The 26,500-nt window shown below is 43.5% G+C and carries 21 protein-coding genes; 5 read left to right on the top strand and 16 right to left on the bottom strand.

Annotated features, from left to right (window positions below; genetic code table 11):
• Window positions 1-305 precede the first annotated feature (305 nt).
• On the top strand, window positions 306-1,406 hold the full coding sequence (locus GGD38_RS36560; protein WP_375301084.1) for a glycoside hydrolase family 18 protein: 1,101 nt from the start codon (window positions 306-308) through the stop codon (window positions 1,404-1,406).
• On the opposite strand, the gene GGD38_RS36565 is transcribed toward GGD38_RS36560, so the two are convergent.
• The 5 genes from GGD38_RS36565 to GGD38_RS36585 form a co-directional block, all read right to left on the bottom strand.
• The gene (locus GGD38_RS36565; RefSeq protein WP_375301085.1) at window positions 1,384-2,385 is read right to left on the bottom strand and encodes a metallophosphoesterase; all 1,002 of its coding nucleotides are present in this window, start codon (window positions 2,383-2,385) and stop codon (window positions 1,384-1,386) included. The two genes, GGD38_RS36560 and GGD38_RS36565, sit on opposite strands and share 23 nt — an antisense overlap.
• Before the next feature lie 69 nt (window positions 2,386-2,454).
• Complete coding sequence (locus GGD38_RS36570; RefSeq protein WP_375301086.1) at window positions 2,455-3,141, bottom strand: protein-L-isoaspartate(D-aspartate) O-methyltransferase; 687 nt, start codon at window positions 3,139-3,141, stop codon at window positions 2,455-2,457.
• Complete coding sequence (locus tag GGD38_RS36575) at window positions 3,119-3,580, bottom strand: YbhB/YbcL family Raf kinase inhibitor-like protein (RefSeq protein WP_375301087.1); 462 nt, start codon at window positions 3,578-3,580, stop codon at window positions 3,119-3,121. Before GGD38_RS36575 ends, GGD38_RS36570 begins: the two co-directional genes overlap by 23 nt.
• Before the next feature lie 57 nt (window positions 3,581-3,637).
• A complete protein-coding gene (locus tag GGD38_RS36580) occupies window positions 3,638-4,096 on the bottom strand; it encodes a molybdopterin oxidoreductase (RefSeq protein WP_375301088.1) in 459 nt (152 codons plus the stop codon).
• Window positions 4,097-4,107: 11 nt separating this feature from the next.
• The gene (locus GGD38_RS36585) at window positions 4,108-6,405 is read right to left on the bottom strand and encodes a molybdopterin oxidoreductase family protein (RefSeq protein ID WP_375301089.1); all 2,298 of its coding nucleotides are present in this window, start codon (window positions 6,403-6,405) and stop codon (window positions 4,108-4,110) included.
• 96 nt (window positions 6,406-6,501) lie between these two features.
• Between GGD38_RS36585 and GGD38_RS36590 the strand changes: the two genes are divergently transcribed.
• Window positions 6,502-6,756 (top strand): hypothetical protein, encoded by a 255-nt coding sequence (locus tag GGD38_RS36590; protein WP_375301090.1) that lies wholly within the window; start codon window positions 6,502-6,504, stop codon window positions 6,754-6,756.
• A gap of 138 nt (window positions 6,757-6,894) precedes the next feature.
• Here the strand turns inward: GGD38_RS36590 and GGD38_RS36595 are convergent, their stop codons facing one another.
• Window positions 6,895-7,512 carry a fibronectin type III domain-containing protein gene (locus GGD38_RS36595; protein WP_375301091.1) on the bottom strand — a complete coding sequence of 206 codons (618 nt, stop codon included), beginning with the start codon at window positions 7,510-7,512 and terminating at the stop codon, window positions 6,895-6,897.
• Window positions 7,513-8,605: 1,093 nt separating this feature from the next.
• Between GGD38_RS36595 and GGD38_RS36600 the strand changes: the two genes are divergently transcribed.
• A complete protein-coding gene (locus GGD38_RS36600; protein WP_375301092.1) occupies window positions 8,606-8,986 on the top strand; it encodes a VOC family protein in 381 nt (126 codons plus the stop codon).
• Between the two features lie 120 nt (window positions 8,987-9,106).
• Here GGD38_RS36600 and GGD38_RS36605 read toward each other — a convergent pair whose 3' ends face one another.
• From GGD38_RS36605 to GGD38_RS36615, 3 genes are all read right to left on the bottom strand, one after another.
• Window positions 9,107-10,825, bottom strand: a complete 1,719-nt coding sequence (locus GGD38_RS36605; protein ID WP_375301093.1) for a ribonucleoside-diphosphate reductase subunit alpha — start codon at window positions 10,823-10,825, stop codon at window positions 9,107-9,109.
• Window positions 10,826-10,867: 42 nt separating this feature from the next.
• On the bottom strand, window positions 10,868-11,842 hold the full coding sequence (locus tag GGD38_RS36610) for a ribonucleotide-diphosphate reductase subunit beta (protein WP_375301094.1): 975 nt from the start codon (window positions 11,840-11,842) through the stop codon (window positions 10,868-10,870).
• A gap of 284 nt (window positions 11,843-12,126) precedes the next feature.
• Window positions 12,127-13,518: a PQQ-dependent sugar dehydrogenase gene (locus GGD38_RS36615; RefSeq protein WP_375301095.1), complete on the bottom strand. Its 1,392-nt coding sequence runs from the start codon at window positions 13,516-13,518 to the stop codon at window positions 12,127-12,129.
• 1,374 nt (window positions 13,519-14,892) lie between these two features.
• Here GGD38_RS36615 and GGD38_RS36620 point away from each other — a divergent pair.
• Together GGD38_RS36620 and GGD38_RS36625 are read left to right on the top strand one after the other, a co-directional pair.
• A complete protein-coding gene (locus GGD38_RS36620) occupies window positions 14,893-16,173 on the top strand; it encodes a polysaccharide lyase (protein WP_375301096.1) in 1,281 nt (426 codons plus the stop codon).
• 115 nt (window positions 16,174-16,288) lie between these two features.
• Complete coding sequence (locus GGD38_RS36625) at window positions 16,289-17,077, top strand: polysaccharide lyase (RefSeq protein WP_375301097.1); 789 nt, start codon at window positions 16,289-16,291, stop codon at window positions 17,075-17,077.
• 123 nt (window positions 17,078-17,200) lie between these two features.
• On the opposite strand, the gene GGD38_RS36630 is transcribed toward GGD38_RS36625, so the two are convergent.
• The 7 genes from GGD38_RS36630 to GGD38_RS36660 form a co-directional block, all read right to left on the bottom strand.
• Window positions 17,201-18,952, bottom strand: a complete 1,752-nt coding sequence (locus GGD38_RS36630; protein WP_375301098.1) for a GNAT family N-acetyltransferase — start codon at window positions 18,950-18,952, stop codon at window positions 17,201-17,203.
• A gap of 26 nt (window positions 18,953-18,978) precedes the next feature.
• Complete coding sequence (locus GGD38_RS36635) at window positions 18,979-20,664, bottom strand: GNAT family N-acetyltransferase (protein ID WP_375301099.1); 1,686 nt, start codon at window positions 20,662-20,664, stop codon at window positions 18,979-18,981.
• A 3-nt stretch (window positions 20,665-20,667) separates the two neighbouring features.
• A complete protein-coding gene (locus GGD38_RS36640) occupies window positions 20,668-21,732 on the bottom strand; it encodes an NAD-dependent epimerase/dehydratase family protein (protein WP_375301100.1) in 1,065 nt (354 codons plus the stop codon).
• Between the two features lie 120 nt (window positions 21,733-21,852).
• Window positions 21,853-23,232, bottom strand: a complete 1,380-nt coding sequence (locus GGD38_RS36645) for an exopolysaccharide biosynthesis polyprenyl glycosylphosphotransferase (RefSeq protein WP_375301101.1) — start codon at window positions 23,230-23,232, stop codon at window positions 21,853-21,855.
• Between the two features lie 80 nt (window positions 23,233-23,312).
• On the bottom strand, window positions 23,313-24,053 hold the full coding sequence (locus GGD38_RS36650; protein ID WP_375301102.1) for a class I SAM-dependent methyltransferase: 741 nt from the start codon (window positions 24,051-24,053) through the stop codon (window positions 23,313-23,315).
• Between the two features lie 114 nt (window positions 24,054-24,167).
• A complete protein-coding gene (locus tag GGD38_RS36655; protein ID WP_375301103.1) occupies window positions 24,168-25,475 on the bottom strand; it encodes a nucleotide sugar dehydrogenase in 1,308 nt (435 codons plus the stop codon).
• A gap of 5 nt (window positions 25,476-25,480) precedes the next feature.
• Complete coding sequence (locus GGD38_RS36660; protein ID WP_375301104.1) at window positions 25,481-26,500, bottom strand: DUF354 domain-containing protein; 1,020 nt, start codon at window positions 26,498-26,500, stop codon at window positions 25,481-25,483.

A 26,500-nucleotide genomic window follows, 5' to 3' on the forward strand; every position in this document is an offset into this window, starting at 1 on the left:
AATAAAATTCCGGGAAATAAAATTGGGTGTTTTTCCTGTTTTTTATAAGCCAGGTACTGCTTATATGTATTTTACGGATGGCGGTAAAAAGCAAGGGCACTTACTCCGAGCAGCATCGGCATACAGGCTGCCAGCGACAGCCATAGTTTGCGCATCATAGAGCAAAAGGGTTTAAAATTGGTTTTCCCAAATATTAGGATCTGTACAGTCAGGCTATATAACTGCTATTTAACAAAAACTGATATATGCCTGTATAAAAAAAGCATATAAAAACGGGCTGGCATGGAAATTTAGCCCATGTTGGCATGCGTATACTGATCTTGATGCTTATTGGCGCCTTGTATTTTACCCGGGTAACGGCAGATACTACCCGCCCCCGCCCTGCTTTTATCGCTTATTACAGTGGCAATGCAACCGATATTGACCGGTACCAAATACAAGCGCTTACTCATATTATTTACAGTTTTGCCCTGCTAAGGAATAATCAGCTATACGTAAGCGCTGCTGCCGGCAATATTTTGAAAAAGCTGGTTGCTTTAAAGAAAAAGAACCCCCGGTTAAAAGTAGTTTTGGCCTTTGGTGGCTGGGGTGGTTGCAAACCCTGTTCGCCATTATTTGCCGTTGCTGCCAATAGAAAAGTCTTTGCCCAATCGGTACTGGCCATATTGCAGCGATATAAATTAGATGGCATCGATATTGACTGGGAGTACCCAGCCATTGATGAAGGCCCGGCAGGACATGCCTATAGCCCGGCTGATAAACAAACTTTTACCGAATTAATAAAAGCCCTGCGAGCAGAATTAGGTAACCGTTACGAACTGAGCTTTGCAGCTGGGGTGTTCCCGAAATATTTATATAATTCTATAGAATGGCAACAGGTAATGCCATTGGTAAACAGGGTGCATTTGATGAGCTATGATATGGTGAACCGAAAAAGCCCGTTTACGGGTCATCATGCGGCACTCTATTCAACTTCTCTTCAGTCAATTTCTATTGATAACACCATTCGTTTTCTCGATTCACTGCGCATAGCGCGCAACAAAGTGGTAATTGGCGCCGCATTTTATGCCCGCACCTATAAAGTGGCCGATACCAATAATAGTGGGTTGTACCGTCCGGCCGTTTTTGACGGTTTTGCCGTTTTCAAAAGTTACAGCCAACGCCTTTCGGCCGCCAATGGTTTTACCTGTTATTGGGATGAAGCTGCAAAAGCGCCTTACTGTTTCAATGCTGCGCAAAAGCTTTATGCCACCTTCGACGATGAACGTTCTGTAGCGCTGAAAGCCCAATATGCCATCGATAAAAAGCTAAATGGCCTGCTGCTTTGGGAGTTGCGGCAGGATGATGGTGAGCAACGGTTGTATAAGGCCATTGCAACTGTCTTTAAATACCCAGCTCCTTTTTAATTTTCAAAACCTTATTGGGTGTATTCAAACTTTTCTGCAGATCTTCTATGGTAAGGTTATTGGCCCGGCTTTTAAAGATAAAAGTTTTAAAGCTTTGTTTATTGGCCTCCTGGTTAAAGCTTTCTGCATGCGTGTGTAAAAGCTCCCGAGTGTATTTATCAATATGTTCTTTAATGGTTGTATAAGAATGTTCAAGTTCCTGTTTCCATTTTTTTATACCGGCCAGGTAATTCTTTATCTCTGCCTCTTCAATATAAGCTAGTTTTTCAAGTTGTTTATCGATCTCCACGGACGGCATTTCGTCCCAGTTCTTTGCTTTTAATACCGGTATTTGCCATTCTTTTTGTTGTGCCTTCCAGTGATCGGCTTTTGCTTTTACCTGGTGTATTATAAACCCGGGAAGCTCTATGGCGGTTAAATAATTTCCATGGCAGGCGCCGGTATCTATTCCGTATGTGTTATTGCGTATTTTAGGTGCATCGCCTACTACGTGATGACCATAAATGATAGGTTTGGTGCCGGTGTAAAACTCGGTCCAGAATGTACCTTCAGGATATTTCTTTTCAAGATATCGGTCGCCCGAGGTGGAACCGCACAACACTTCCTGTTTTTGCTCGGTCAGGGGTTTGTCGTGTTCAAAAAAAGCGTGGATGATGATGGCTTCATCGGTTTCATAATAGTACGACAGTGTATCGAGCCATATAAGGAAATGCTCATAATCGTTGCCAAACTGAACTTTCACTATTTCCTGGGCGTAACTAAGTATCCTGTTCTGGTGTTTTCGTTCGTGGTTGCCAATTAAAACAATGCTGTTGGGCCTGTTTACAAAATACTCATACACTTCTTTTGATTTATTGCCTCTGTCAACTATGTCGCCAAGAGAAATAAGCAGGTCGTCATTTTGTAAACCAATCTTTTCTGTGAGCTCAATAAATTCATCAAAACAACCATGAATATCGCCAATAACAAATGTTCTCATTTTTGTTTTCTTTTAAGGTAACGGTAGCTCAGTTTGAGAAACGAAAATACTGCTTTTAAATAAAAGCGATCATACTTTCCCTTTTAGCATAGGCACGAAGGAGAAGTAGTCGAATACCTCTTCCTGCAACTGTCCATTATGTTGGCGGGTTACCCTAATCATACGCTGGTTGCCGTGTTTGCCTACCGGCGCCACCAGTATACCGCCTATGCGCAATTGTTCGGTTAATTCAATTGGTAATTCTTCGGGTGCAGCGGTGATCAATATCTTATCGAATGGCGCTTCGGCCGGCCAGCCTTTGAACCCGTCGCCATAACAGAAATGCAAATTGGGAAATGATCGCAGGAACTGGAAATGCATGTTGCGGTCGTAGAAGATCTTTTGCCGTTCAATGGTATATACCTCTGCTCCCATTTCGGCCAGAATAGCGGCCTGGTAAGCGCTGCCGGTACCAACTTCCAGTATTTTATCGTGTGGCTGTACGTTCAGCAATTGCGTTTGATAGGCTACGGTATATGGTTGAGAGATCGTTTGCCCCTCCCCTATGGGAAACGCCCGGTCAACATACGCATCGTCTTCCATACCCACTGGCATAAACAGGTGCCGGGGCACACTGCTGATGGCGTCTAGTACATATTCATCGGTTATACCTTTTGCAGCTATATCGGCAGCTAACTGCTGCCGGCGCCGGGCCTGTTTCAATGTATCTACATGCGGGTGCGTATATTGTTTTCTAATGTTTTGTTTGTTTTTCATACCGGCCCATTATAGTGGCTTTGGCAAGAATATGCGGCTTCATGGCGGCTTGCAACATATCTTTTGTTGCGCCGGGCTCCAGATCTAATTTGGCATCGAGCGCATAAATATGAAAATAGTAGCGGTGCGAGCCGCTGGGCGGACAAGGCGGATGATACCCTGTTTTGCCTGCTGAGTTATTGCCCGAAATACCGGGGTTTGAATCTTCTCTTATATGATTGGTTGGCGGAATATTCCATACCACCCAATGGTCGTAAGTGCCCTTGGGCGCATCGGGGTCTTCAACAATAAGGGCCATCGATTGGGTGTTGTCGGGTATATTATGAATTTGCAATGGCGGGTTTACCGCATCGCCCTCGCAGGTATATTTGGGGGGAATATTTTGCTCATAAGTAAACGCAGGGCTCGAAACCTCAAGCTGTAATGTAGTTGTTGCCATAACTTCAATTTTTAGGTTCAAACTCAAAGAAAATGGCACAAATACCGTTCCAGCACATTATTTAGCAACGATCAGTGTTTGTGTAGCCATTGATTTCATTCGGGTGAGCAGCCAGGTCAATTGGCGTTTTGCATAGGCATTTATTTCATCGCAAACACCTATCAGTTCTTTATCTCTTAACCCAAACGCCGCCTGTTGCAAAACAATGCTGCTTACCTCGGCCTCATTGGCCATAAGCCAAAGGTCGTGCAGATCGCGTAACAGACCCATACTGCCTTTGCGTGTGCCTTTGAACAGATCACTCAATAATTTATCGGGTTCGCGATTCTTTTCTTCCCCGTATTTTTCGCCAAATGGTTTTATTTTCTCTACCAACCGGTTACACCATTTCATCATTAATTCACAGGTTGCCGGAATATCGGGTTCCGCCTGGTGATGTTGGGCCACTTTCATATAGGCTTTAGCCATATCCTGCTGGCTTTTATGCACCATGTTTATATAGTTTCCGATATGCATAGTTAAAAGCTTTAGTCTTGTTTTTTGATCTTTACGGCCGCATACTTATAATGCGGTTGTTTGCTTACGGGGTCCCATTCGGTAATGGTGAGCTCATTAGCTGCGCGTTTACGATCGGGTTCATCCCAATAACCATAATGGAACGGAATGAATAACAGGCCTGGTAATATGCCGCCTATTTTCACAGGTTGCACTACTTTGCCGCGTCTGGAGATCACTTCAATAACATCGCCTTCTTCTATGCCATATTTCTTTGCATCCTGTTGCGACATTTGTACATAGGAATCCGGCGCCGCCTCCTGCAGTGCTTTACTGCGGGCGGTTTTTGTTCGGGTATGAAAATGATATACTACCCGGCCGGTAGTTAGCATCAAAGGATAGTCTTCGGTTGGCTGTTCGTGTGGTGGCTGATAATCGGCGCATTTTAAGAATGCTTTTCCTTTTGGGTCGAATGTTTTGTATTCATCCTGCGTGTAAGCGCCGCCGGTATCAAGATCATGTCCGTAATTTTCGCAGTAATCTATGCTGGTATTGAAAGTATGATCGGTATAAATGCGCTTGCAACCATCGGGATGCTGCTCGTTACAGGGCCATTGTATACCGTTGCTTGCGCTAAGTTTTGCATAACTCATGCCGCTGTAATCGCAGGGCCTTCCCTTGCTGCATGCCTTCCAGGCTTCAAACGTCTCTTCGGGTGTTTTCCATTTAATAAGCGGCGCGCCGTCTTTATCGGTAAACCCCATTCTATGGGCATAGTCAAGAAAAATGTCGAGGTCGGAACGCGCTTCACCGGGCGGTTCAACAGCTTTGTGTGAAATATGCACCGTTCTGTCGACATTGGTAAAACAACCGGTTTTTTCGCCCCATATAGCGGCTGGCAGTATTACATCGGCATACTGTGTTGTTTCGGTCTCAAATGCATCCTGCACTATTACAAACAGGTCTTTATTTTCCAATATCTTTTTTATGCGCGACAATTCTGGCAGCGATACAACGGGGTTGGTAGCGCTGATCCATAACATTTTGAGTGAACCCGTTTCTGCAAATCGCCACATTTGCATGGCATGTGTTGGCGGCGACCAGTGCGGAATTTTATCGGGCTCTACATTCCAAAGGTTGGCCAGTTCCTTTACATGGGCTGCATTGCCCCAGTTTCTAAAACCGGGCAGATCGCCATCGGCGCCGCATTCGCGATTATTTTGTGCAGTAGGTTGACCATTCATTTGATAAATGCCGCTGCCCTCCCGCCCTATAAGGCCACGAATTAAATGAATATTGTTTACCTGTACCGATGCGGCGGTAGCCTGCATCGATTGGTAAAAGCCCTGCAATACAGTGCTCACCAGCGTTGAGGTAGTACTTAAGATCGCAGCGGCTTCTTTAAGTTTGTTTGCAGGTATGCCGGTTATTTCTTCTACCAATGCTGGTGTATATTTCGTTACCGTTTTTTTCAGCTCATCAAAACCAACGGTATGTGCATCTATAAACGACTTGTCAATGGCATTTGCCTGTATAATCAGGTGCAACAGTCCGTTCATGACCGCCATATTGGTGCCGGGCTTTGGCGTAAGATGAATGGTAGCCTTTTCGGCTGTGAACGTATCGCGCGGATCGATCACAATAAGTTTTGGCGGGTTGGGCCCTGCAATGCGGTCAAGAATGCGTGTCCAAAGAACCGTTTGCTGTGAAGCAATGTTATGGCCGCAAAGCATAATGGTTTCTGTAGTATCGAGATCAGCATACGTGCCGGGCTGCCCGTCGGTGCCGAATGTTTCTTTTAAGGCCGCGGCAGCCGTAGCTGTACAAAGCCGGGTGTTGCCATCCATATGTGGTGTACCAAGGCCTGCTTTGCCAATTACACCCAGGGTATAATACTCTTCAAGAAAAAGTTGTCCGCTGGTATAAAAGCCAATGCCCAGTGCGGTATGTTGTTGAATGATCTCTTTGGACTTTTGAACAATAAGGTCCATGGCTTCATCCCATGATGCGGGAAGTAGTTTGTTATCTTTTCTGATGATGGGTGTTGTAAGCCTGTCTTTACTGTTGTTGGCCACCCAGCCATGTAAACCTTTTGGCCCTAACCGGCCATGATTAACGGCATCGGCCTCGCGGCCGCGAACGGCAACAATGCGTCCGTCTTTTACGCCTATATCCATACCGCAACCATTTGAACATAAAACACAGGCCGACTGCACCCAATGATCGGGTTCTTCTTCTTTGCGTTCATCAATTCTTGCCGGCCAGTTTTGATAATATGGAGTTCGCTCGCCCCATACGTCTTTAATGCTATCGCGAGTTTCGTTTACCACTGTTAAGACATTTATTGATATATATCGAAAAGCCATGCCATGTATGGCACGGGTTTTACATCGACTTCTATATCATGAACCTAAAAATTACATTATATGGAAACGATGTTCAAGACACAAGAAAAGAGGGAAGGTAAAATTGCAAAGAACATTGAGGAACAAACTTCAAAGCTGCCGTCTGATGTGTTCCTTTGGGCTTCAATAGGCGCTATGTCGGCATCACTGGTATTGCAGCTTATGAAGCAAAAGCATGTGGGTTTGTTTATTGGTCAGTGGGCGGCGCCATTCCTGTTATTTGGTATTTACAATAAACTTGTAAAACAACAGGGCCACGACAAAGCTGATAAGTAGCAGATGAATTAATAAATGTTTTTTTAACCCCCGGCGGAGTCGTTGGGGTTTTTTATTGGGTGAATAAAAACGGTCCCGGCAAAAGCCAGGACCGAGCAATCCTTTAAAAGGACAATTTGTATGTGTTATTCAGTTACTTTACTGAATTACTCTTGCATCAACCGGTGAATATACCTTTTGATTATTCCTGCCTATGGCAATTATCCTGAACCAGTATTTCGTATAGGACTTAAGCCCCTGAAAGGTGCATTCGGGATCGCTGCTGCCTTCTGTGATCCATACCGTTTCAGAAGTCGGCGGTTCGGTTGTATACTGGTGTAGGTAAGCCTTGGCGCTACGTACCTGTTTTACGCTGATGGTAACTTCGCCGGGCGGGCCTAACACCACATCCAGTTTTACAATGTCTGGCATTGGCTGCGCAGTTGATTGACCCGAGATACCAAAACCACTGGTTAAAAGCAGGGTTTCATCTCCGTCGGCGATAGTGGTAATAAAGCTATCCAACTCCTTAAGCAGCCCTATGATCTCTGCCTTTAAAGCCTTCTTAATAGAAACCATTTCCTTGTCGCGCCCCCGGGCATTAACGACAGCTATGTCGTACTCAGGTATCAGTTTTTCCAACTTATCCAATGCCTCCGGCGGGTTGGGGATCTTTGGATTGTTCTTTGATTTTTCAACCACCCTTTTAGCGGTTGTTGAAAGATCGCTGTCGCGATCGCGTTTGTACTGTTTTAGAATTATAAATTTCTTTTTCATTGTTGTAAAATTTGTTTGTTTAGAGAAATTGTTTCGTTTCATAGTTACACAGGGACGATCAAATTTCAGTGTATTGGCCAATATCTCTGAACGCAAAGACTACTGTTTGTTCACTTCATTCACTGTCGGATTCCATTAACTAGCTTCAGTGAAATCGGTTGTTCATAACGGTGTGCCTTTGTTGAAACAAATGTAGGGTGGTTGGTTGATGTTTTAATCAGGCACCCCAAAAAGTGTCGTCTTTTGGCGGGAAATGTCGTCTTTTGTCGCGAAAAAACTGACCGCTGTCAGCTGTTTTAATCCCAAAAATGCTATACATGGGATCGTGTAGTCCGGCTATCGCTATACATTGTTTCACAAAATCGTTTTGCTAAAGTGACATTACAACATGATCTGCTTGCAATGACCATTGTTGGTTGCAACAACATCATTGCTGGTTGAATTATGATCGTTGTTTGCCTGAAATATGATCGTTGCAGGTTGTTATTATCTTATTGCAGGTTGCTTTTTGTGTTATTTTGAAGTGATATTTTATCGCTGCAGGTTGCAATGTTATCGTTGCACTTGGCTCAACGCCTGATAGCAACCTTCAATTTCGAAAATTCAACTTGCAATGGTCCGTAGTTGGGATGCAATGGTCATTGCAGGAAAAAAACGAACCATTGCAAGCATGCAGCGAACCGATGCCAGCTTGCAATGAGATAAATTCAGTTGCTTTTTGTTTGTTGCAGGTTTGAAATGGGTTATTGCAGGTAGCGCACGATGTAACTTCAGTGTACAGTGAGTTATTGCAGGCAGGTATTGGGTCGCTGCAGGCAGACAATGGCCTTGTGTCCGCTTGCAATGATCATTGCAGGAAAACAATGATATGATTTCAACTAAAAACAATTCATTTCAAGCTGTTCTTTAAACGATGCAGGATTACAACGGACCATTGCAGCCGAACAATGATCTGTTGCAGGTGAATAATGATATTGATACAATACAACGCTGCATTGGAGGCAGGTTATGATGGTATAAAACAACGTGCAATGATCATATCCCAAATATTCATTAAATTCAACCATTACTCACAACTAAAGCTCAACTGAATATGAAACGCGTAACAGGTATCGGCGGCATTTTCTTCAAATGCCAGGACCCCGCCAAAATGAAAGAATGGTATAAAAACCATCTTGGTTTCGATACAAACGAATACGGCGCCAAATTCGACTGGCATGAAAATGGAAATCCAACAGAGGGTGGATATACGCTTTGGAGCCCCTTTGCCAACACTACCAAATACTTTGAGCCCTCGGCAAACAACTTTATGATCAATTACCGCGTTGAAAATATTGATGCCCTTGTGGATGAGTTAAAAAAGGAAGGCGTAACGGTGCTGGATAACGTTGAGTCCTACGAATACGGAAAGTTCGTTCACATTCTTGATATAGAAGGCAACAAAATTGAATTATGGGAACCTGCCGGTGAATAGCAGTGATAAAATAAATAAGGGAGGTCCCCTTCTCAAGGGGTCTCTCCCTGATAAAAAAAGGGTGGGTATCCGCCAGCTGGCGGATACCCACCCAAAACTTAGTAGGTTAGTAGAAAACTATTATGCTTCGCAGCTTTTGCAACTAACCAGGTTAGTTACCATTTCTTTCGAAACACTTTGGCTGCGTTGGTAATAAAGCGTCTTAATGCCCAGCTTCCAGGCTTCTATCAGCAGTTTGTTCACCTCTTTTACAGGAAGTTCTGCCGGTATGTTAAGGTTCAGGCTTTGCGACTGGTCAACATACTTTTGACGAATAGCTGCCTGTTGTATGATCTCCAGCTGGCTGATCTCTTTAAAGGTCTTGAACACCTCTTTTTCATTTTCGTTCAGTTCTTTCAGGTGTTGAACGCTACCGTGGTTCAGCATAATGCTGCGCCAGGTATCTTCATTGTCAATTCCTTTTTGAACAAGCAACTCCTTCAGGTATTTATTTTTCCGCATGAAGTTACCTTTCGATAAACCTGCTTTGTAATAGTTACTGCTGAATGGTTCAATACCAGGTGAGGTTTGTCCCAAAATAGCGCTTGAAGAAGTGGTGGGTGCAATAGCCAGCAGGGTTGTATTTCTGCGGTCGTACCCTTTCAGTAATTCAGGTTCGCCATAGATCCACGCCAGGTCTTTACTTGCCTTCACCGCTTTCTCCTGAATATCTTTAAAGATCATGGTGGTAAGCTGTTTTGCACGCATGCCTTCCCAGGGGATCATATTCTTTTGCAGGTACGAGTGCCAGCCCAATACACCAAGACCCAATGCACGGTGTCTTTTGGCAAATTTGTTGGCTGAAGCCAGGTAGTGGTTGCCTTCTGTTTTTTGAATGAATTCCTGTAATACCGCATCGAGGAAGAACACCGCCAGTTTTACGGCGTTGGTATCTTTCCACTCATCGTACAACTCAAGGTTCATAGAAGCCAAACAACAAATGAACGACTCGTCTTCGGTCGATGGCAACATGATCTCTGAACAAAGGTTGCTGGCATTGATGGTTAAATTAGCATCCTTATATACCTGCGGTTTGTTGCGATTTACGTTATCGGTAAAGAAGATGTAAGGCAATCCTTTTTGCTGACGGCTTGCCAGTACTTTTGCCCAGATCTCTCTTTTTTGCATATCGCCATCGATCATGTCCTGCATCCAGTAGTCGGGCACACAAACACCATAGAACAGATTTTGGATGGGATGGCCAATGTCTTTAATAGAAAGGAACTCTTCAATATCGCCATGGTCAATATCCATATAGGCGGCAAATGCGCCACGGCGTACGCCACCTTGTGAAATGGTATCCATTACGGTATCGAAAAGGCGCATGAAGCTTACCGCTCCGCTACTCTTTCCGTTGTCGGTAACCGCGCTTCCTCTTTCACGCAATGAACCAAAATAGGCCGATGTACCACCGCCCAGTTTTGTTTGCATGATCACTTCGCCCAGCTTATGGGTAATACCTTCTATATTATCGGGAATATGCACATTGAAGCACGAAATAGGTAAACCTCTTTCGGTGCCCATGTTGGCCCAAATGGGTGAGCTAAGGCTCATCCATCCTCTTTCAATCATTTCTTTAAAAGAGTCTTTTAATTCCGGCTTGTATAACACTTTGGAAGCGGCCGCACAAATGCGCTCTATGGCGCCTTCCACGGTTTCGCCTTTCAACAGATATCCCCTGTTCAGGATCTGTTCGCTTTCTTCATTTTTCCACCATAATTTCTCTTGCTCATACTTCCCGGCAATGTCCGACACCTGATTGGCGGTTGGCGGGGCTACTGTTTCAAATAAATTCGTCATGCAACAGGTTTTTTGTTGATTAGGCTATAAAAACTGATTCACTTAAAATAGGTCGTGGGCCGAAATGCTCTTGTCGAACTTGGTATATTCCACCGGTCTTTTGGCAAAGAAATCATCCAGGCTATTGCTGAACACTTCTTCTTCAAACCACAACATGGCCGAATATTCTTTTGAAGAAACATTGAAAATGGGCTCTATGCCTATTTGTTGCAGGCTGTCGTCGGCCCTTTTCTTCATAAAATTGCTCAGGTCGCGCTTTTTGATGATGTCAATTTCTCCTTCACCAAAGATCCAGTCGAGCATGCGTTCTTCCGTAGCAATAGAAAGCCGTACGGTTTCCCTTACTCTTTCATTCATTGCTGAAGAAAACATTTCCGGGTATTCTTCTTTCAGCTTATTTACCAGGTAAATTCCCGCGTTGGCGTGTATCTGTTCGTCAACTGAGGTCCAGGCAATAATATTGCTCACGTTCTTCATCAGTCCTTTAAAGCGGGTAAATGCCAAAATGATGGCAAACTGGCTGAACAGGCTCACGTTCTCTATCAGCAGACTGAATAAGATAAGCGTGATGGTATATTCTTTTTGATCTGTTGATTTGGCATGTTGCAACGCATTTGATAAATACTGAATGCGTTCTTTAACAATAGGCACTTCAATAAGCGATTCAAACTGGTTGTTGTAACCCAATACTTCCAGCAAACGCGAATAGGCTTCAGAGTGTCTGAATTCGCATTCGGCGAAGGTGGCGCCCAAACCGTTTATTTCCGGTTTTGGGAAGTGATGGTACAGGTTACCCCAGAAAGATTTTACCGCTACTTCTATTTGAGCAATTGACAGCAGGGCATTTTTAACTGCATTCTGTTCGGCAGGCGACAAATTCGCATGGAAATCCTGCGTATCGGCAGTGAAATCCACCTCGGAATGTACCCAGAACGATTTGTTGATGGCAGCAGTAAATTGCAGTACCTCAGGGTACTCAAATGGCTTATACTGAACTCTTTTATCAAATAGACCCATAGTTAAATAGTATTTAGAGCACACACAAGGCTTTCATCCCTCAAATTTTTTAAATGAAGGAAAATGGTCGAACGTTTTTCAACTGGAAGTTTTGGCCCTGTGGAGCGATAAAGATCATAATTAATTAATTTTTCGCGGCGCAAAGAAATACACAGCATGTTGATAAGAAGCTTTCATTTTTTAAACACCCCAACAGATAAGGGTTTCAAGGTTTGGGGCTCCTAAAAAAGCAAAAGGCTATCCCCATTTACCGGGACAGCCTTTTGCTGTAAAAATGCCTTTTTTTATTCTACGGCCACCAGTTTATACACCTTTCCGGTGGTACCCTGCGGGCCGCTCATGGACGAAACACAGACGTACACCTCTCCATCATCGTCCTGACCAAAACCCCTGATATAATATCCCAGATCATCGGGGTGGCTTTTAAGCGAAACTTCTTTATAATCCCAGGTGCTGGCTCCCCTGTCGTCCTTCACGTCGGCCATAAACAATTCCCCATTGGCGGTTGTAGGAGATTGGGAAAAACTGCCAAAAATATATTTGCCATCCCAGCCTTTTATTTCAGTGCCGCGATATACATAACCGCCTATAATGGTGGTTGCCTTACCTCCTTTGGGATTTTTGAAATTGTTGAGCTCAATTACGGGGTCGAGCAGCGGTTTGCCCCTGTTGTCTTCTGTAGGGCAGGTAGCCAGTTCTTTTTTGTTATCTACCGTGCTAAAGCAATGTTTGCCCTCACGCACATTCCAGCCATAATTACCACCTTTCACTATATCATTTATTTCTTCGTACAATTCCTGGCCTGCATCTGATACTATCATTTGATGACTGCCACCTTCGTCGAACGTCATCCGGTACGGATTGCGAAACCCGAAACAAAAGATCTCATCGAGCCCGGGTTTACCTACGTACGGATTGGTGGCCGGCACTTCATAGGGTGAGCCGTGATCGATATCGATACAAAGGATCTTACCGAGGAAGTTGGCTTCAATATTCTGCGCATTACCACCACTGTTAACAGTGTACCAGTCATCGACATGGCCTGGCCCTACATCATTTGCCCCGCCGCCATCGCCTATGGCTATATACAGGTAATTGTCGGCCCCAAATGCAATGGAGCCGCCATTGTGATTGCTTTGCGGGTCGTCCCACTCAAGGATCACTTTTTCGGAGTTGGGATCGGCGCGGGAGCCATCGGGTGATACATGGAATTCGGAAACACGGCTGATGTTGTTCCATGAGGCGCCGGGCACCGGCCCACCCGCCCGTGGCGGCAATTGGTAATGAACAAAAATGCGTCCATTTGTTTTGAAATCTTTGTGAATAGCAACGCCCAGCAATCCACGTTCATCATAATCGGGATTGAGCGGTACTACTTTGTTGCTTATATCCAGCATCGGCGTTGACCGTAAATTGCCGCTGCCGTCTATGACCCATATTTTTCCAATCTGGTCAACAATATACAGGCGGTTACTATTGTGCGTGGCAATAGCCTGTACAGGCGATACAAGATTTTCGGCAATTAATTCAAGATCTACATTCTTCTTTTCTTTTTCGGGATCGTCGTTGCTTTTTTGACAAGCTTGCAGCAGCAGCAGCACCAATAATACAATTGCACCAGGTTTAATGTAGGCAGGGATTAAACGGCTGGCAATGTCAGAGTAGTTACATCTCATGATTCATTAATTTAAATGATGATTACAGTTGGGTTGGGGCAAAGCAATAGGCGTAGCTATTACCTGCAGTAATAACAAGATGCACATTGGGGTCTCACTCGGAATATTGGGACTGGTGTTTTGTGGAAATTGCGGACCTTGATTGTGAAAGACATTTGACAACCTTAATAGGGTGCGCAATTAGTTTAGCATGTATTGCTTCAAAAGGGTACTATTGGGAGAACACACAATAAAAAGATGGGAGAATTGTCAGGTCCTTTAGTATAAGAAATGTGATGCAAATTTCGTTCCATCATGGGGTGTATGATTGGCATGCTGCTATTAACTGTAAAAGGCAACTTCGGCCCTTTAAAAGGCGGGAATTATAAACTATGTTGCTGCGTTGAAATGCTGTACAGGACTGGGTTATATGCCACAAATGTAATTTGAACACGAAATTTGTAGATGATCTTCATCAAATGAAAAGTTTTTTGTGGGAAGGCATAAAAAAGCTCATTTTTTTTCAAATTTTCTAGGTTTCTGTTAACCAGTGACATGTCGATTTACGCTAAGCAATTTCTCTTAGTTTACCTTAGTCAAAACTGCCGATTGCGATTTGGCACGCTAAAAACCTGGCCTATTTCCGGCATTATGTTTGCGAAACCTATCAACGCGAAAATACTCTTTAAGAAAACGAAAAATATCCCTGTGATGAACATGACACTTGGTAAAAGCCTCCGGCTTGCAAATCGAATTGCAACCGGATCCAGTCTGACACTTCAGGCAATCATTCAAGGAAAACTAAACATCCGTACCAAAGCCATAATGTGTGCGCAGCCCGTGTACCCTAAAGCGCCATCAGGAATTTTCCCAACTACACGGTTGTTGTTTTTTTCACGTCAAGACATCTGAACAGTAAACTGTCTTTACCATCTTCTTTGTGGAAGATAGCTAAAGTGTTTTGCACTGTTCATTAAGATCTGCTGCATGATCGCAGGAGTTCAGGCATACCGGCCAATACGGCCCGTATACTTTACCTGCAGTTATGTGGCAAGATGCAAACGGTCTTGCGGTGAAGAGGGTATTTTATGCCTTATCATTATCCTATTGAAAAGCCTTATCTACACTTAGTCAAATTTTCCTTAATCACGAACCATTGACCCTATGGACATAACTATTCCGCCTACCGGAAATAAGCTCCGGAAGCGGCCTGGGAGAGGTATGGCCCACTCTTAAAGAAAAGGAAAACAAACAGTAGGATGCGTTTTTATGACTAACGTATCGCAGGTAAAAAAGGTGCCTGTGATGCGAACGGGGGATCCTTGCGCTTAATCGTTAGTCTGAGAACAGGTGGAGATAATTTATTTAAAACACTTAATTAATTAATAACCTCAAATGAAAACTTCAATGCGCAGAACTGGCAACTTCATCCGTAATAACCAGCGTTTGCTGGCTATGTCCCTGATCGCAGCTTCCATTGCGTCATGTAATAAAGGCGTTATGGAGCCATCCGTAGAAACCTATAACGATAGCACACTGAATGCTACAGTTTCAACAAAAGCAACTGGTAACCTTGTTTGGTCTGATAATTTGGAAGGCAGTACTTTCTTCACCAGCGTACCAAGCGTACAAACTGCCACTTCCTATGGAATCACAACAGCAACAAATCCTGTATATCAGGGTACTAAATCGGCCCGTTTTGAATTGAGAGACACTGATCCTGAAAATCACAGTGGAACAAGATCTGAAATTTCTTTTAACGTACAAACAAACCTTAACCGTTGGTATTCGTACGCCTTATATGTGCCTTCGGCATACTATAAATTTGATGCAGAAGATGAGATCATCACGCAATGGCACCAGGGCGGCGGCTTAACACCTGCACTGTGTTTGCGTGTTAAATCTGATAAACTGTATATCAGAATTATGGGCGATACCTGGGTTGAACTTGGCAATTGGGATAAGGATGCATGGCATGCTTATGTAATGCACATCAAACACTCAAGCGGTTCTGATGGTTTAATTGAAATTTGGAAAGATGGCGCAAAGATCCTGAACCGTTCGGGCGCCAATATGTATAAAGCAGGTGGTGATATAACTAACCCTACTGTTAAAATGGGTATCTATAAATCTGACTGGAATGGCAGCGGAACAACTGCAACTAACATAAGAGTTCTTTATTTAGACGATATCAAGATCGGTAATGAGAATGCAACTTATGCTGATATGGTGCCTACAAAGAATGGTACTACCACTCCTACCACGCCTACTGATGGCAGCGGCAGTGATGGTTCTACTACTTTGCCTACCGCACCTACGACAGGTTTAAGCGTTACCGATTTCAAACTGGTTAACTCAGCTACTGAAAAAGATGTTGTGTCTATCACCAATGGAGCAACTATCAGCCTTAGCAAATTGGGTTTAACCAAAGCAAATATTCGTGCTGTTGCCTCTACTGATGCAAAAAGTGTGAAATTTGAATTAAGCGGCAAACAAAGCAAAACATCTACCGATGCTGCAGCTCCATTTGCATTGCATGGTGATGATGGAAACGGTAACTTCTATTATGGAAACTGGAATCCACCAGCAACCGGTACTTATACGCTGAAGGCAACCCCTTACTCAGGTACTACTGCCGGTACAGCAAAAACAATCACCTTTACTATTACGAATTAAGCATTGGTTTTAGTGGTTGATTAATTAAGAGCGGCCCCGCGAATACCGGGGCCGCTCTTATTTTTTTATGGGTTAAATAATCAATAACTTCAGTAATGAAATAAATTTAACCAACTTGATCACCAAAGTGCAAATAATAATATTGCTTGTATTATTCTCACAAACGTTGCTGTACAGCCACAATAATAATGATGAACCGCATATTCTTTACCGGCTTGATTTTGAAGAACGCAAACCCCTCCCCGCTTTTATAGCTACCCAAACTGCTACCTCCTATGGGCTCCAGATCGTAGATAGCCCCGTTTTTGAAGGAAAAAAAGCCGCCCGCTTTGAGTTGAGGGACAGTGACCCTGAAAATAATAATGGTACAAGGTCCGAGATCTCATTTCCCGAACCTGATAATACACCCAAACTCGAACGCTGGTATGCATTTGCCATTTATTTTCCCCGCAATGAATATGATACCGACAGCACTGATGAAGTTATAAGCCAATGGCACCAGGGCGGAAAAGCCACCCCCAGCCTATGCATAAGAACAAAGAATGGCCGGCTTCGTTTGCGCATAACTGCGCGGCCTAAAGACAAAGATGTGGTTGAAATGGGGCCTATTGTGAAAGATGTTTGGCAGTACTTTATTATACATGTAAAACACTCCGCCACAGCCGATGGTCTCGTTGAGATCTGGCGTAACGGAGTGTCACTTGTAAATTATAAAGGAGCAAATATGTATGATGTTGGTACAGGCAGTTTTCATGCCCCCAATTGGAAACTGGGCATCTACAAATCGGCCTGGAATAAAGGCGGCATTACAGATGCTAAAAAAAGAGTGATATACTTCGATGCTATTTCGGTAGGTAATGAACGGGCCTCCTATGGTGAAATGAAAATCGCAAATCACAAATAACAAGAACCAAAGAATAAAAACGCAAATCACAAATCGCAAGAACCAAATAATCCCAGAAATTTCTATTTGAAATTTTGTATTTTTTATTTGGATCTTGGGTTTTGGTTCTTGGAATTTTAAAACTCAGTGATCGAGGTTGATACCAGAAAGATCGAGCACCTTACTCAACAGCTTTTCCTTACTTGATATATAATTTTTCTTTTCTTTATTTACCGCTGCATTTATTACCTCTTTTATAAAAATGTTTATGCGGTCGTGGGCAGTTGCATGGTAATATAAACCCAAAAATTCAAATGTATTATCCACTTCCGGTTTTTCTTTTTCTTCTTTATTTGCCAACTGCGCATCCTGATAATTGAACCATACACAGGCCATCAGGCAATTATTTTCAACCCAGGTATAACAATGCTGTCCTCTTTCAAGACGATACACGGCATCGCTAAGAAATTCCCACCGGGTTAATGCCGATCTTTTAGTAGTGGTAAATTGCCGCAGGTCGAGGATGTCGTCTTTTTTTAATGAGATCCTGTCTCCAGATATCAATGCATAATTTTGAAGCCAGAAGCGTTGCAGCTTTTCTTTTTTTCCTATACGTTTAAAAACCTGCTTTATTAATGACGCCGGTGTGCGATGTTTTGCCAGGTACGTGTAAAATTTCATCGACAGCTCTACCGACATGGGGCGTTTTCCCCAGGCAATAAGCCTGCTGTGCACCCATTTTCTCATTCGTCTTTTAAGGCGAAATGCCTTTTTGCTGCTGATCACCAGTTCAAGCACTTCATCGTGCTCGTTGGCCAGGTCTTCTTTATACGCATCATATCCCGGTGTAAGGTCGAAATAGGTGAAGCCTTCGGTGGCCAGTTGCTGCGCCAGCATAATGAATTGTAAAAGACCCGGTGAATACAAACGGGCATATACCGGCGAATGGCAGCTGAGGCCGGCCAGGTACATCCAGTCTTTTTCGCCAACGGCTATTATACCGGCTATTATGGTTTCGTTTACTTTTAAAACAGTAACATGCAGTAGTTGCAGGCGAAACAATTCGATCAGAAATTCTTTCTTTTCGGGACTTTCACCAAACGGGTTTTTATTAAAAAGCGCGCTTTGCCTGAAGTCGTACATGATAGCCATTTCATTCAGCGCGGTCTCAAAACGTTGCAGATCGGTTATGGTCTCCAGCTCTACCTCGCCCAGCCTTTTCAGGCGGTTCATTTTATGTTTGAAATGTTTTTTGCGTTGAAATGTTTTTTCTTCCTGGGCGGTTTTTAAATTTATCAATGGCCGGGCATGTGATTGCACAATACAGTATTGTTGCCATTTAGGATCTTTTTCCAACCAGTTCATAGGTGTGCCGGGCGGTATGAACCTGAGCGTGATAGTATGTGCCGGAAATTGTTTCATTATTTCGGTCAATGCTTTGCTTATGAATGCATCGCCGTTTGCCGGTGTTGCCAGCCAGGTTTGGTACAACCCATCGTAATGCCCTGCTGCAGTTATACGCCCTCCTTTTATTGTGCCTGGATTTCCGTTGGCCGGCGTATCCATTATTACCATTGCCAAAATCCCTTTGAGTTGTCCCTGTTCTGTAAGTTTAACAAGCACAGGGCAATGTTCATTGCGGTGCGCCTGGTACCAGGCAGCTATAAAACTGCGTTTTTGAAATACGGTGGCCCAGGGACAGGCGTCGAAAAGCAGGTCCCAGCTTTGCTGGAACCCGCCGTTGGTGCATAAAAGGGTAATTACTGCATCACCAGTTACCAACTCAATGGAGTCGCTGTCGCTAAGCCTGGCGCCGGTTACAACTATCTTTTTGTTTATTGTTGCCGGGGCCGGACTTTCAATTAGTTCTTTTGTGGTATTTAGAGCCATCTTCATACAGTTACTTTTAGATTATGTTGGGGTTACTTCAGTCGTTGAAAGCCTGCCAGCTCAAACGACCGGTCGTCGTTATAGTCGGTCACTATAAATAATTTGTTCTGAACTGCATCGAGGGCCAATGCGTTTGCTACCGACCGTAAGAAATAAGGAAAACCTTTGCGGCCTTTCCGGTGGCAATAGATGCCGGATAACGACATAATAAAATCTTCCGTTTCATTGCCATAATTATAACCATTGATGCTTGATTGCATATTGCCTATCCATGCACAGCCTAATAACAGGCCGTTGTCGGTCCAGGTATAACAATGTGCGCCTTCTTCAAAACGGCGCATGGCATCTGACAGGAATTCCTGCTGACTGTACCTGATCTCACGATCATCGAAATTCAACAGGTCTTTCAAATCGTCGTACTGCAGGCTAAATACACCGGCATTTGTATTATCTCTTTGTACGGCCCAGCATTTGGCTGTTTTATTGCCGGGCTTAAGTTTGTCAATAAGAAATGCCGATGACTGCAAAATACCCTGCCGGGCTACATGTATAAACTTGTTCTTAAAAAGCGTATAGTTCTTTTTCGCCTTTTTTAATGCTTCGGGTTTTATACCGGCAAGGGCGGTGGTTTTTTTGAACCAACTATTAAGGCCCGTTTGCAACCGGTTAAACATTTTATGGTTTTTGTTTCCTATGCTTAGCGTATAAGCCACTGTGTGGTCGGTTGCCAGTATTTCTTTATACGAATCTGCACCGGGCGTAAGATCAAATACATCGGCGCCTTCTTCGGCCAGCAATTTACCCAGCATTAAAAAATGTATAATGCCCGGTGAATGGCGGGCCAGCGCAGCTGCGAAGGAATTGATGCCTGATAAATGTAGCTGTTGTTTAGTGCCAATGCTTACGTTGGCTGCAATTATTCTATCGTCTATCTTTAAAACCGTTACATGCAGAATGTTCTGTTCGAATAATGACAGTAAGAACTCTTTTCTACATGCATCGGTTTTAAAGGCAACCTTATTGTACATGGCGCCTTTTCTGAAATCTGACTGCAGGGCCAGTTCATCAAAGATCTCATAGAATTCGTTGTAGTCGTTAATACGTTCAAATTTCAGGTTGCCCAGCCGTTTCAGCCTGTTTATTTTTTCGCGTCTGTTCTTCTTTTTTAGCTCGCTGTTGAAATGATCTTCACTAATGACCATTACCGGTTGTGGTGAAGATTTTAAAAAACAACGTTTATTCCAGGGCGTATCGTTTTTGGTGAAGCTTAACGGAACACTTGCCGGAATGTATTTAAGCTGTATCCTGTTTCGGGGAAAGAACCTGTACAGTTTTGTTAGCGAGGCTTTAATAAATGTTTCATCTTTTTCGTCGGCAGTAAGCCATACCTGGTATTCGGCCTGGTTGGCGCCGGCGCCGGTTATAAGCCCCTTTTTGTCTTTTGCCAGTGTAAGCAGCCCGGTAAGTTTACCATCGGTTTCTGTTTTTATAAGAATAGGCAAATATGACCTGTATACCTGGTACCAGGTTGCCACAAACGACGGGCTTTGAAACACCGTAGCCCAGGGGCAGGCATTATACAGGTTTTTCCACTCCTGTATAAAGGCGGCATCTTCCAACAGTTTCAATACGGGTGGGCCCATCAGCAGTTCGGTGGTTCCTTTACCCGGTGGTATATAGGTGGTGATTGACTTTGGGATTGCTGCTGTAGCTATCATTGACTATAGGAATTGATTGTTTTCGTATTGGCGATCGAGGGAAACTGTAGTAGTATATTGGCCTGGTTGTTTTTTCAATAGTTTTTTCTCTTCTGCAAGCCGGGGCAAATAAGCCCAGTACCAACCTGCAGATTTTAACAAACCGGCACGCAACGAATAAGCAGGATCATAACCAAGTAGTTTTTTTGATTTTTGTACAAATGCTACCGGATGTGTGTTGTGCTTTTGGGTAAAGGCATTGGGGATCTTTACACGGGCAATACTTTCATCGAAAGAACTGAGCAGCTCACGCAGGTATTTGGCCAGCTGGTTCAATGATGTTCTTTCTTCAAAAGTTATATTGTAAACCTGGTTCACCGCCCTGGGCTCGTTTGTACAAACGGCTAGCATGTTGGCCTGTACTACATTTTCAATGTAAATAAAATCGTGACTGTACTCATCATCAACATTGATCACGGGCGATTCGTGTTTGGTAAGCTGCATCACAAATTTGGGTATAACGGCGGCATATGCGCTTTGGGGATCGTGCCGTTGGCCAAATACATTTGAATACCGGAGCCCAATGGTTTCTATGCCATACAGCCTTGCAAAAACATCGGCATACAACTCATTGATGTATTTTGAAACGGCATAAGGGGTTTGGTGGCCATCGTCAAAAATTGATGCGCTGGAAGCATAAATAAAACGTTTCACATGCGCCTCGTTGGCCGATACCAGCATGTTGAGGAAACCTGAAGCATTGATATTATTGGTAGTTATGGGATCATTAATTGAATCGGGTACAGAACCTGAAGCTGCATGGTGCAGCACATAGTCGATGCCTTTGCAAGCTGCATTACAGGTAGTAATGTCGCGAATGTCGCCATTTATATATTCAAACCTGGCATGGTTTACAAAGGGCGCCATATTGCGAAAGTGCCCGGTAGCCATATTATCAAGTACCCGTACTTTTTGTGCACCTGCTGCCAGCAGGAATTCTGCAATATGCGATCCTATAAATCCCGCGCCTCCGGTCACTAAAAATGAAGAGGTGCTTATTCGTTCGGCCTGGTTGGGTGTAAGTTGCATAAAACACTTTTTTAGGGTTTAATTAAAACGTTAGTGTTTATAGGTTTTGGAATTCTAAAAGAGGTGGTGGTGTTACCCACCACCTTTGAGTCGGCCCACAATGGGAAGAAGTAGCCAGCATTAAAAAGCCGATTTGTGTACTTTGGAACTAAATATGGTAAGTAAAATGATCTTCATGTCGAGTTTGAACGTCCAGTTTTCTATGTACCACAGGTCGTGAAGCGTACGTTGTCTGCGTTGTTCTTCTGTATCAGTGGGGCCGCGCCAGCCATTTATTTGCGCCCAGCCGGTAATGCCAGGTTTTACATAATGCCGCAACATGTAGTGGTAAACATTTTCCTGTAACTGACGGTTCAGGAATTTCCGGTGTGGCCTTGGGCCTACCACACTCATAGAACCGAACAAAACATTTATGAACTGTGGTAATTCGTCGATGCTGTATTTTCTTAAGATCCTGCCAAGACGGGTTATACGTGGGTCATTTTCGCATGTGGATTGTGTACCGGTGGCTGCATCATCGTTTGTTCGCATGCTTCTGAACTTAAACAGCTTAAAGGGTTTGCCGCCTTTACCAATACGTACTGGGCAATAAAACACCGGCCCGCGTGATTCCAGTTTTATCAGTAAGGCAATTACCAGAAAAACGGGTAACAGGAATAGTAATGCAATGGAGGCAAATACTTTGTCGAAGCAGTTCTTAAAGAAGATGGCATACTTTCCATCGCAGGGCATTTCCCTGATGTTTACTGTATCCATTTGCCCAAACCGGGTGATCTTATAATGATTGCCAAACAACTCGTGGTAATCCAGTACATACTTTACCCTAATGCCATGGTAGTCGGCTACCGATAATACCTTTTGAATGTTCTTCTTTTCGTCATCGGGTAATGCGATCACAATTTCATCGACCGGATTAGACTGCAGGAACATGTTTATGTTATCGAGGTTGCCCAGTACCTTCTGGCTTTCGATCATGCACGTATCCTGGTTATTACAATTAATAAAGCCCTTTAGCAGATAACCGGGGTTATGGCTTGTTAGCACCTCGTCCTCTACTATCTTGGCTTTATTGCCGGTGCCCGCCACAATAACATGTTTGGGGCTAAGCACCTCCCTGTTTATTCGGTCTATAAGCAGAAAGTTGATAAAGAAGTCGAGCGCAAAAACGCCGAACGTCAATGCAATGATCTGTTTCCAAAAGATCACAGGCTCGCCCGGTAAACAGAAAAATACAAAGGCTTCAATAACGATAAGACTTACGTACACCTTTAAATGACGTACAAATCGCTTTTGCCATTTAGGTGTTAATCTTGCGTAACGGTGTTTTCCGAAATATTCAACCAAACACCAAAGAATGATTATCACTGATAACGCAACCCAATCCCGGCTTGAAAAACTACAATCCCTGTAACAATAAAGAACTGTAATGAATACTACGATGAGGGGGAGGATATCTACTGCAAGGTAAGAGAACTCATTTTTCGATTTTTGACCAGGCATATACACACTTGCTTTAGAAGTTAAAAAAATAATGAGTCACAGGGAATATTGGTTTTGCAGCAAATTGACGATAGTTGAGATTATTTTTTCATCGTCATTTTGAAGTAACTTCTGGTGAGGTACGAAATGAAGTAGTTGTCCATTAGGAGTTTACCGGTATTGCCCAGCCGGTTTGGAGTGAGCCAGTGTATAGAAGCTTCTTTAAAACCTGCTTCCTGTAGGAGGCTGGCCCATGTATTGGGTTGCTGATGTTTGTGCCATTCAATAGTGGGGCCCCAAATGTTCTTCATGCCTATATCGTTGAAGAAATTATTGCGGCAAACATCAGTGATGATCAATGTGCTGTTTTTCTTCATTATCCGGTATACGTTTTTAAAAACATCTACATACCGGTTGTAACAGTCTTCGTTATCGAGTAAGTGAATACATGCTTCTTCATCGAGGTGATTGATGGAGTTATGCATCATGATCACGTCAAACGATTCGGGCCCTGTTTGTTTCAGGTAATCCTGTAATGTAAGCGGTAAAAGGTTCACGGGCAGCGATTCGGGAAGTTCGCTTCTTACTTCATTGTAAGCGTTTATCATCCCGTTACGCGAACCGTCAACTTCCGGTTCAAGGCATATGGCCCTTCGGGCGCCTTTTACCGCCGCATAAAACGACAGCAGGCCCCTGCCGCCGCCAACATCCAGTACTTCCTTATCGTTGAAGTCTACATTTTCGAAAAGATTGTTGAGGTAAAATTTCAGTTTCGATTTGCTCGAGTACATTTTTTTACTGACCATCAGGTCGTAAAAATCAGAGGCTTGTTTTGTTGTCATGGTATAAGCTTTTTATCAGATATGCTACTATCCAGACTTTACCAATTTCAGTTCTTATTTCTCTGTTTTCGTTTGCAGGTTACAGCTTAGTGTTTGGGTGTTACATTTTGTTCGCTACCAGCAGATGCCTTCGTAATTGGGCAGTTCTTCCAGATCGCGAATTCTTACCAGATCTATAATAGCGGTTTTTTCTTTTAGTAAATGGTGATAGTTTTTTGCGTCGAAATTCCGGTGACTTATAACCACCACATCGTTTTCGGTGATGGCATTTTCCAGGTCATTGCTAAGGTGTTCTGATAAATGCGGCAGGCGTTCATTGATATACGATTTATTGGCGCCTATAAGCCGCGACAAACAAACGTATTCATCGTAAATAGTAAGGCGGCAACCTTTGCCAATAAGGGTTTCTGCCAGGTCAACAAACGGACTAAAGCGCAGATCATCTGTACCTTCTTTAAAACTCAGTCCAACCATACAGATGTTCTTCTTACCGGTTTCGGTGATCATATCAACCGCTTTTTTACGGTGTTGTTCGTTTGAAGAATTGATCATTGACAACACGGGTGTGTCCAGGTAGTTGTCGTGCCCCAGGGTTACCAGTCCCTTAAGGTCTTTAGGCAGGCAGGAGCCACCGTACACAAACCCGGGCTTTAAGTAAGCCGGCGAAATGTTGAGGCGGGTGTCTTTACAAAACAGGTCCATTACTTTAAAGGGATCTATTTTAAGGGCTTTGCAAATGTTGCCTACTTCGTTGGCAAAAGCAATTTTGAGGGCATGAAATGAGTTGTTGATATATTTTATGATCTCGGCTGCTTTAATATCGGTTATTTCAATGGGTGCATCGAGGCAACGGTATAAAGAAGCCACTTTTTCAATGGCAACCGTACTATCGCCGCCCACTACAGTAATTGCGGGATGATAATAATCATATACAGCTGAACCTTCTCTTAAAAATTCGGGGTTGGATACCACTGAAAAATGGTGGCCTCTTTTTTTACCCGAAAATTGTTCAACGATCTCACCATAGCGAATATTGGTGCCCGGCATTACTGTGCTACGGATCACCACCGTATGAAATTCATCTTTTGTTTTGATTGCCTTTCCTATTTGTTCGGCCGTTTTAAAAATGTAAGAAAGGTTCAGGTGGCCATGTGCCGATGGTGGGGTGCCTACACAAATGATGCTGAGGTCGGTATTGTGTACCGCTTCTTCTGCGCAGGTGGTAGCCGAAATGCTGCCTTTTGCATAGCCTTCGGCAATGATGCGGTCAATGTCTTTTTCCTGTATGGTAGCCTTGCCGCTGTTGATGAGCTCTACTTTAAATTCGCTTACATCAACGCCTATTACTTCGTGCCCGTTCTTTGCCAAACAGCCTACACTTACACAGCCTACGTAGCCAAGTCCAAAAATTGAGATTTTCATGGTGCCTAAGATTTATATCTGTTAATCTGTTCTTTCATGAAGATTGTCATGTCGTCCCATTGCTGAAGCAACCTGTTACGGGTGCCGGATTGTTTTTCCTGATCGAATATTTCGTTGAGCCCTTTGTTTATTACAGGCAATGCACTTTCGCCTGGTAAATGTTGTAACAGGCCGGCCTGCATCAGTAATTCATTGGCCTTCATTTTTCGCATACCGCAGTATATACTTGGTACTCCCAGCATCGCTCCTTCCCTGGCCATACTGTCGCCCGAAGAAATAACCATTCTTGAATAATAAATAAGAGAGTGTATATCTTCTACCGGCTCCTGTAAAATGGTCCAGTGTTTGGGATACCTTTCGGCATAACTTTTATCTTCAAGCGATAATATAACTTTTGTATTTGCATTTATTTTTCCTGCAAAGCTGCTGATGATGCCGTCCTGCTGATTGTAATAGTTGAATGATTTGTTGCTTACTTCTCTTACGAATATGTATTCATACGGTGCCAGCTTATATTGGTTAAGCGTTCTTTCTGCCGGGTTAAACCGGTTTGGGCTTAAATAGCTCCACTCCTTGAGGCAATTAAATACCGATACTTTGTTATTCTTTTCCACAATGGGTGGAAAGAACAACTGGCTTGAAAGGCTGGCATTTATCCGGTTAATGCGTTTACGCTCGGGATCGTCATAAAACTGTATCACCGGAATGCCGGCAATTTTGCAGGCCAGCGCTAACGGAATACTACTTGCTGCCACGCATATATTGTAATTCTCTTTTTTTATAAGATCAAGAAAGGCCAGCGTGCGTTTTATATTGCCATGCCAAAGTATAGACCATTTGGTGCCATTGCTGCTGCCTACAGGTACGGTATTAAAACCTGGGTATTCCTTTTTGATGATGCCGGGCAGTTTGCCTCTTTGCAAATAACAAATGGTTACTTCCCAGTTCTCTTCCTGCAACTCTTTTGATATGCCTTTGAACAGGTTGAGTTGTGCAGGATGTTTTATATCGAAAAGGATCTTCAT

Source organism: Niastella sp. OAS944 (genome assembly GCA_024809215.1).
In the GTDB taxonomy this organism is placed as follows: domain Bacteria; phylum Bacteroidota; class Bacteroidia; order Chitinophagales; family Chitinophagaceae; genus Niastella.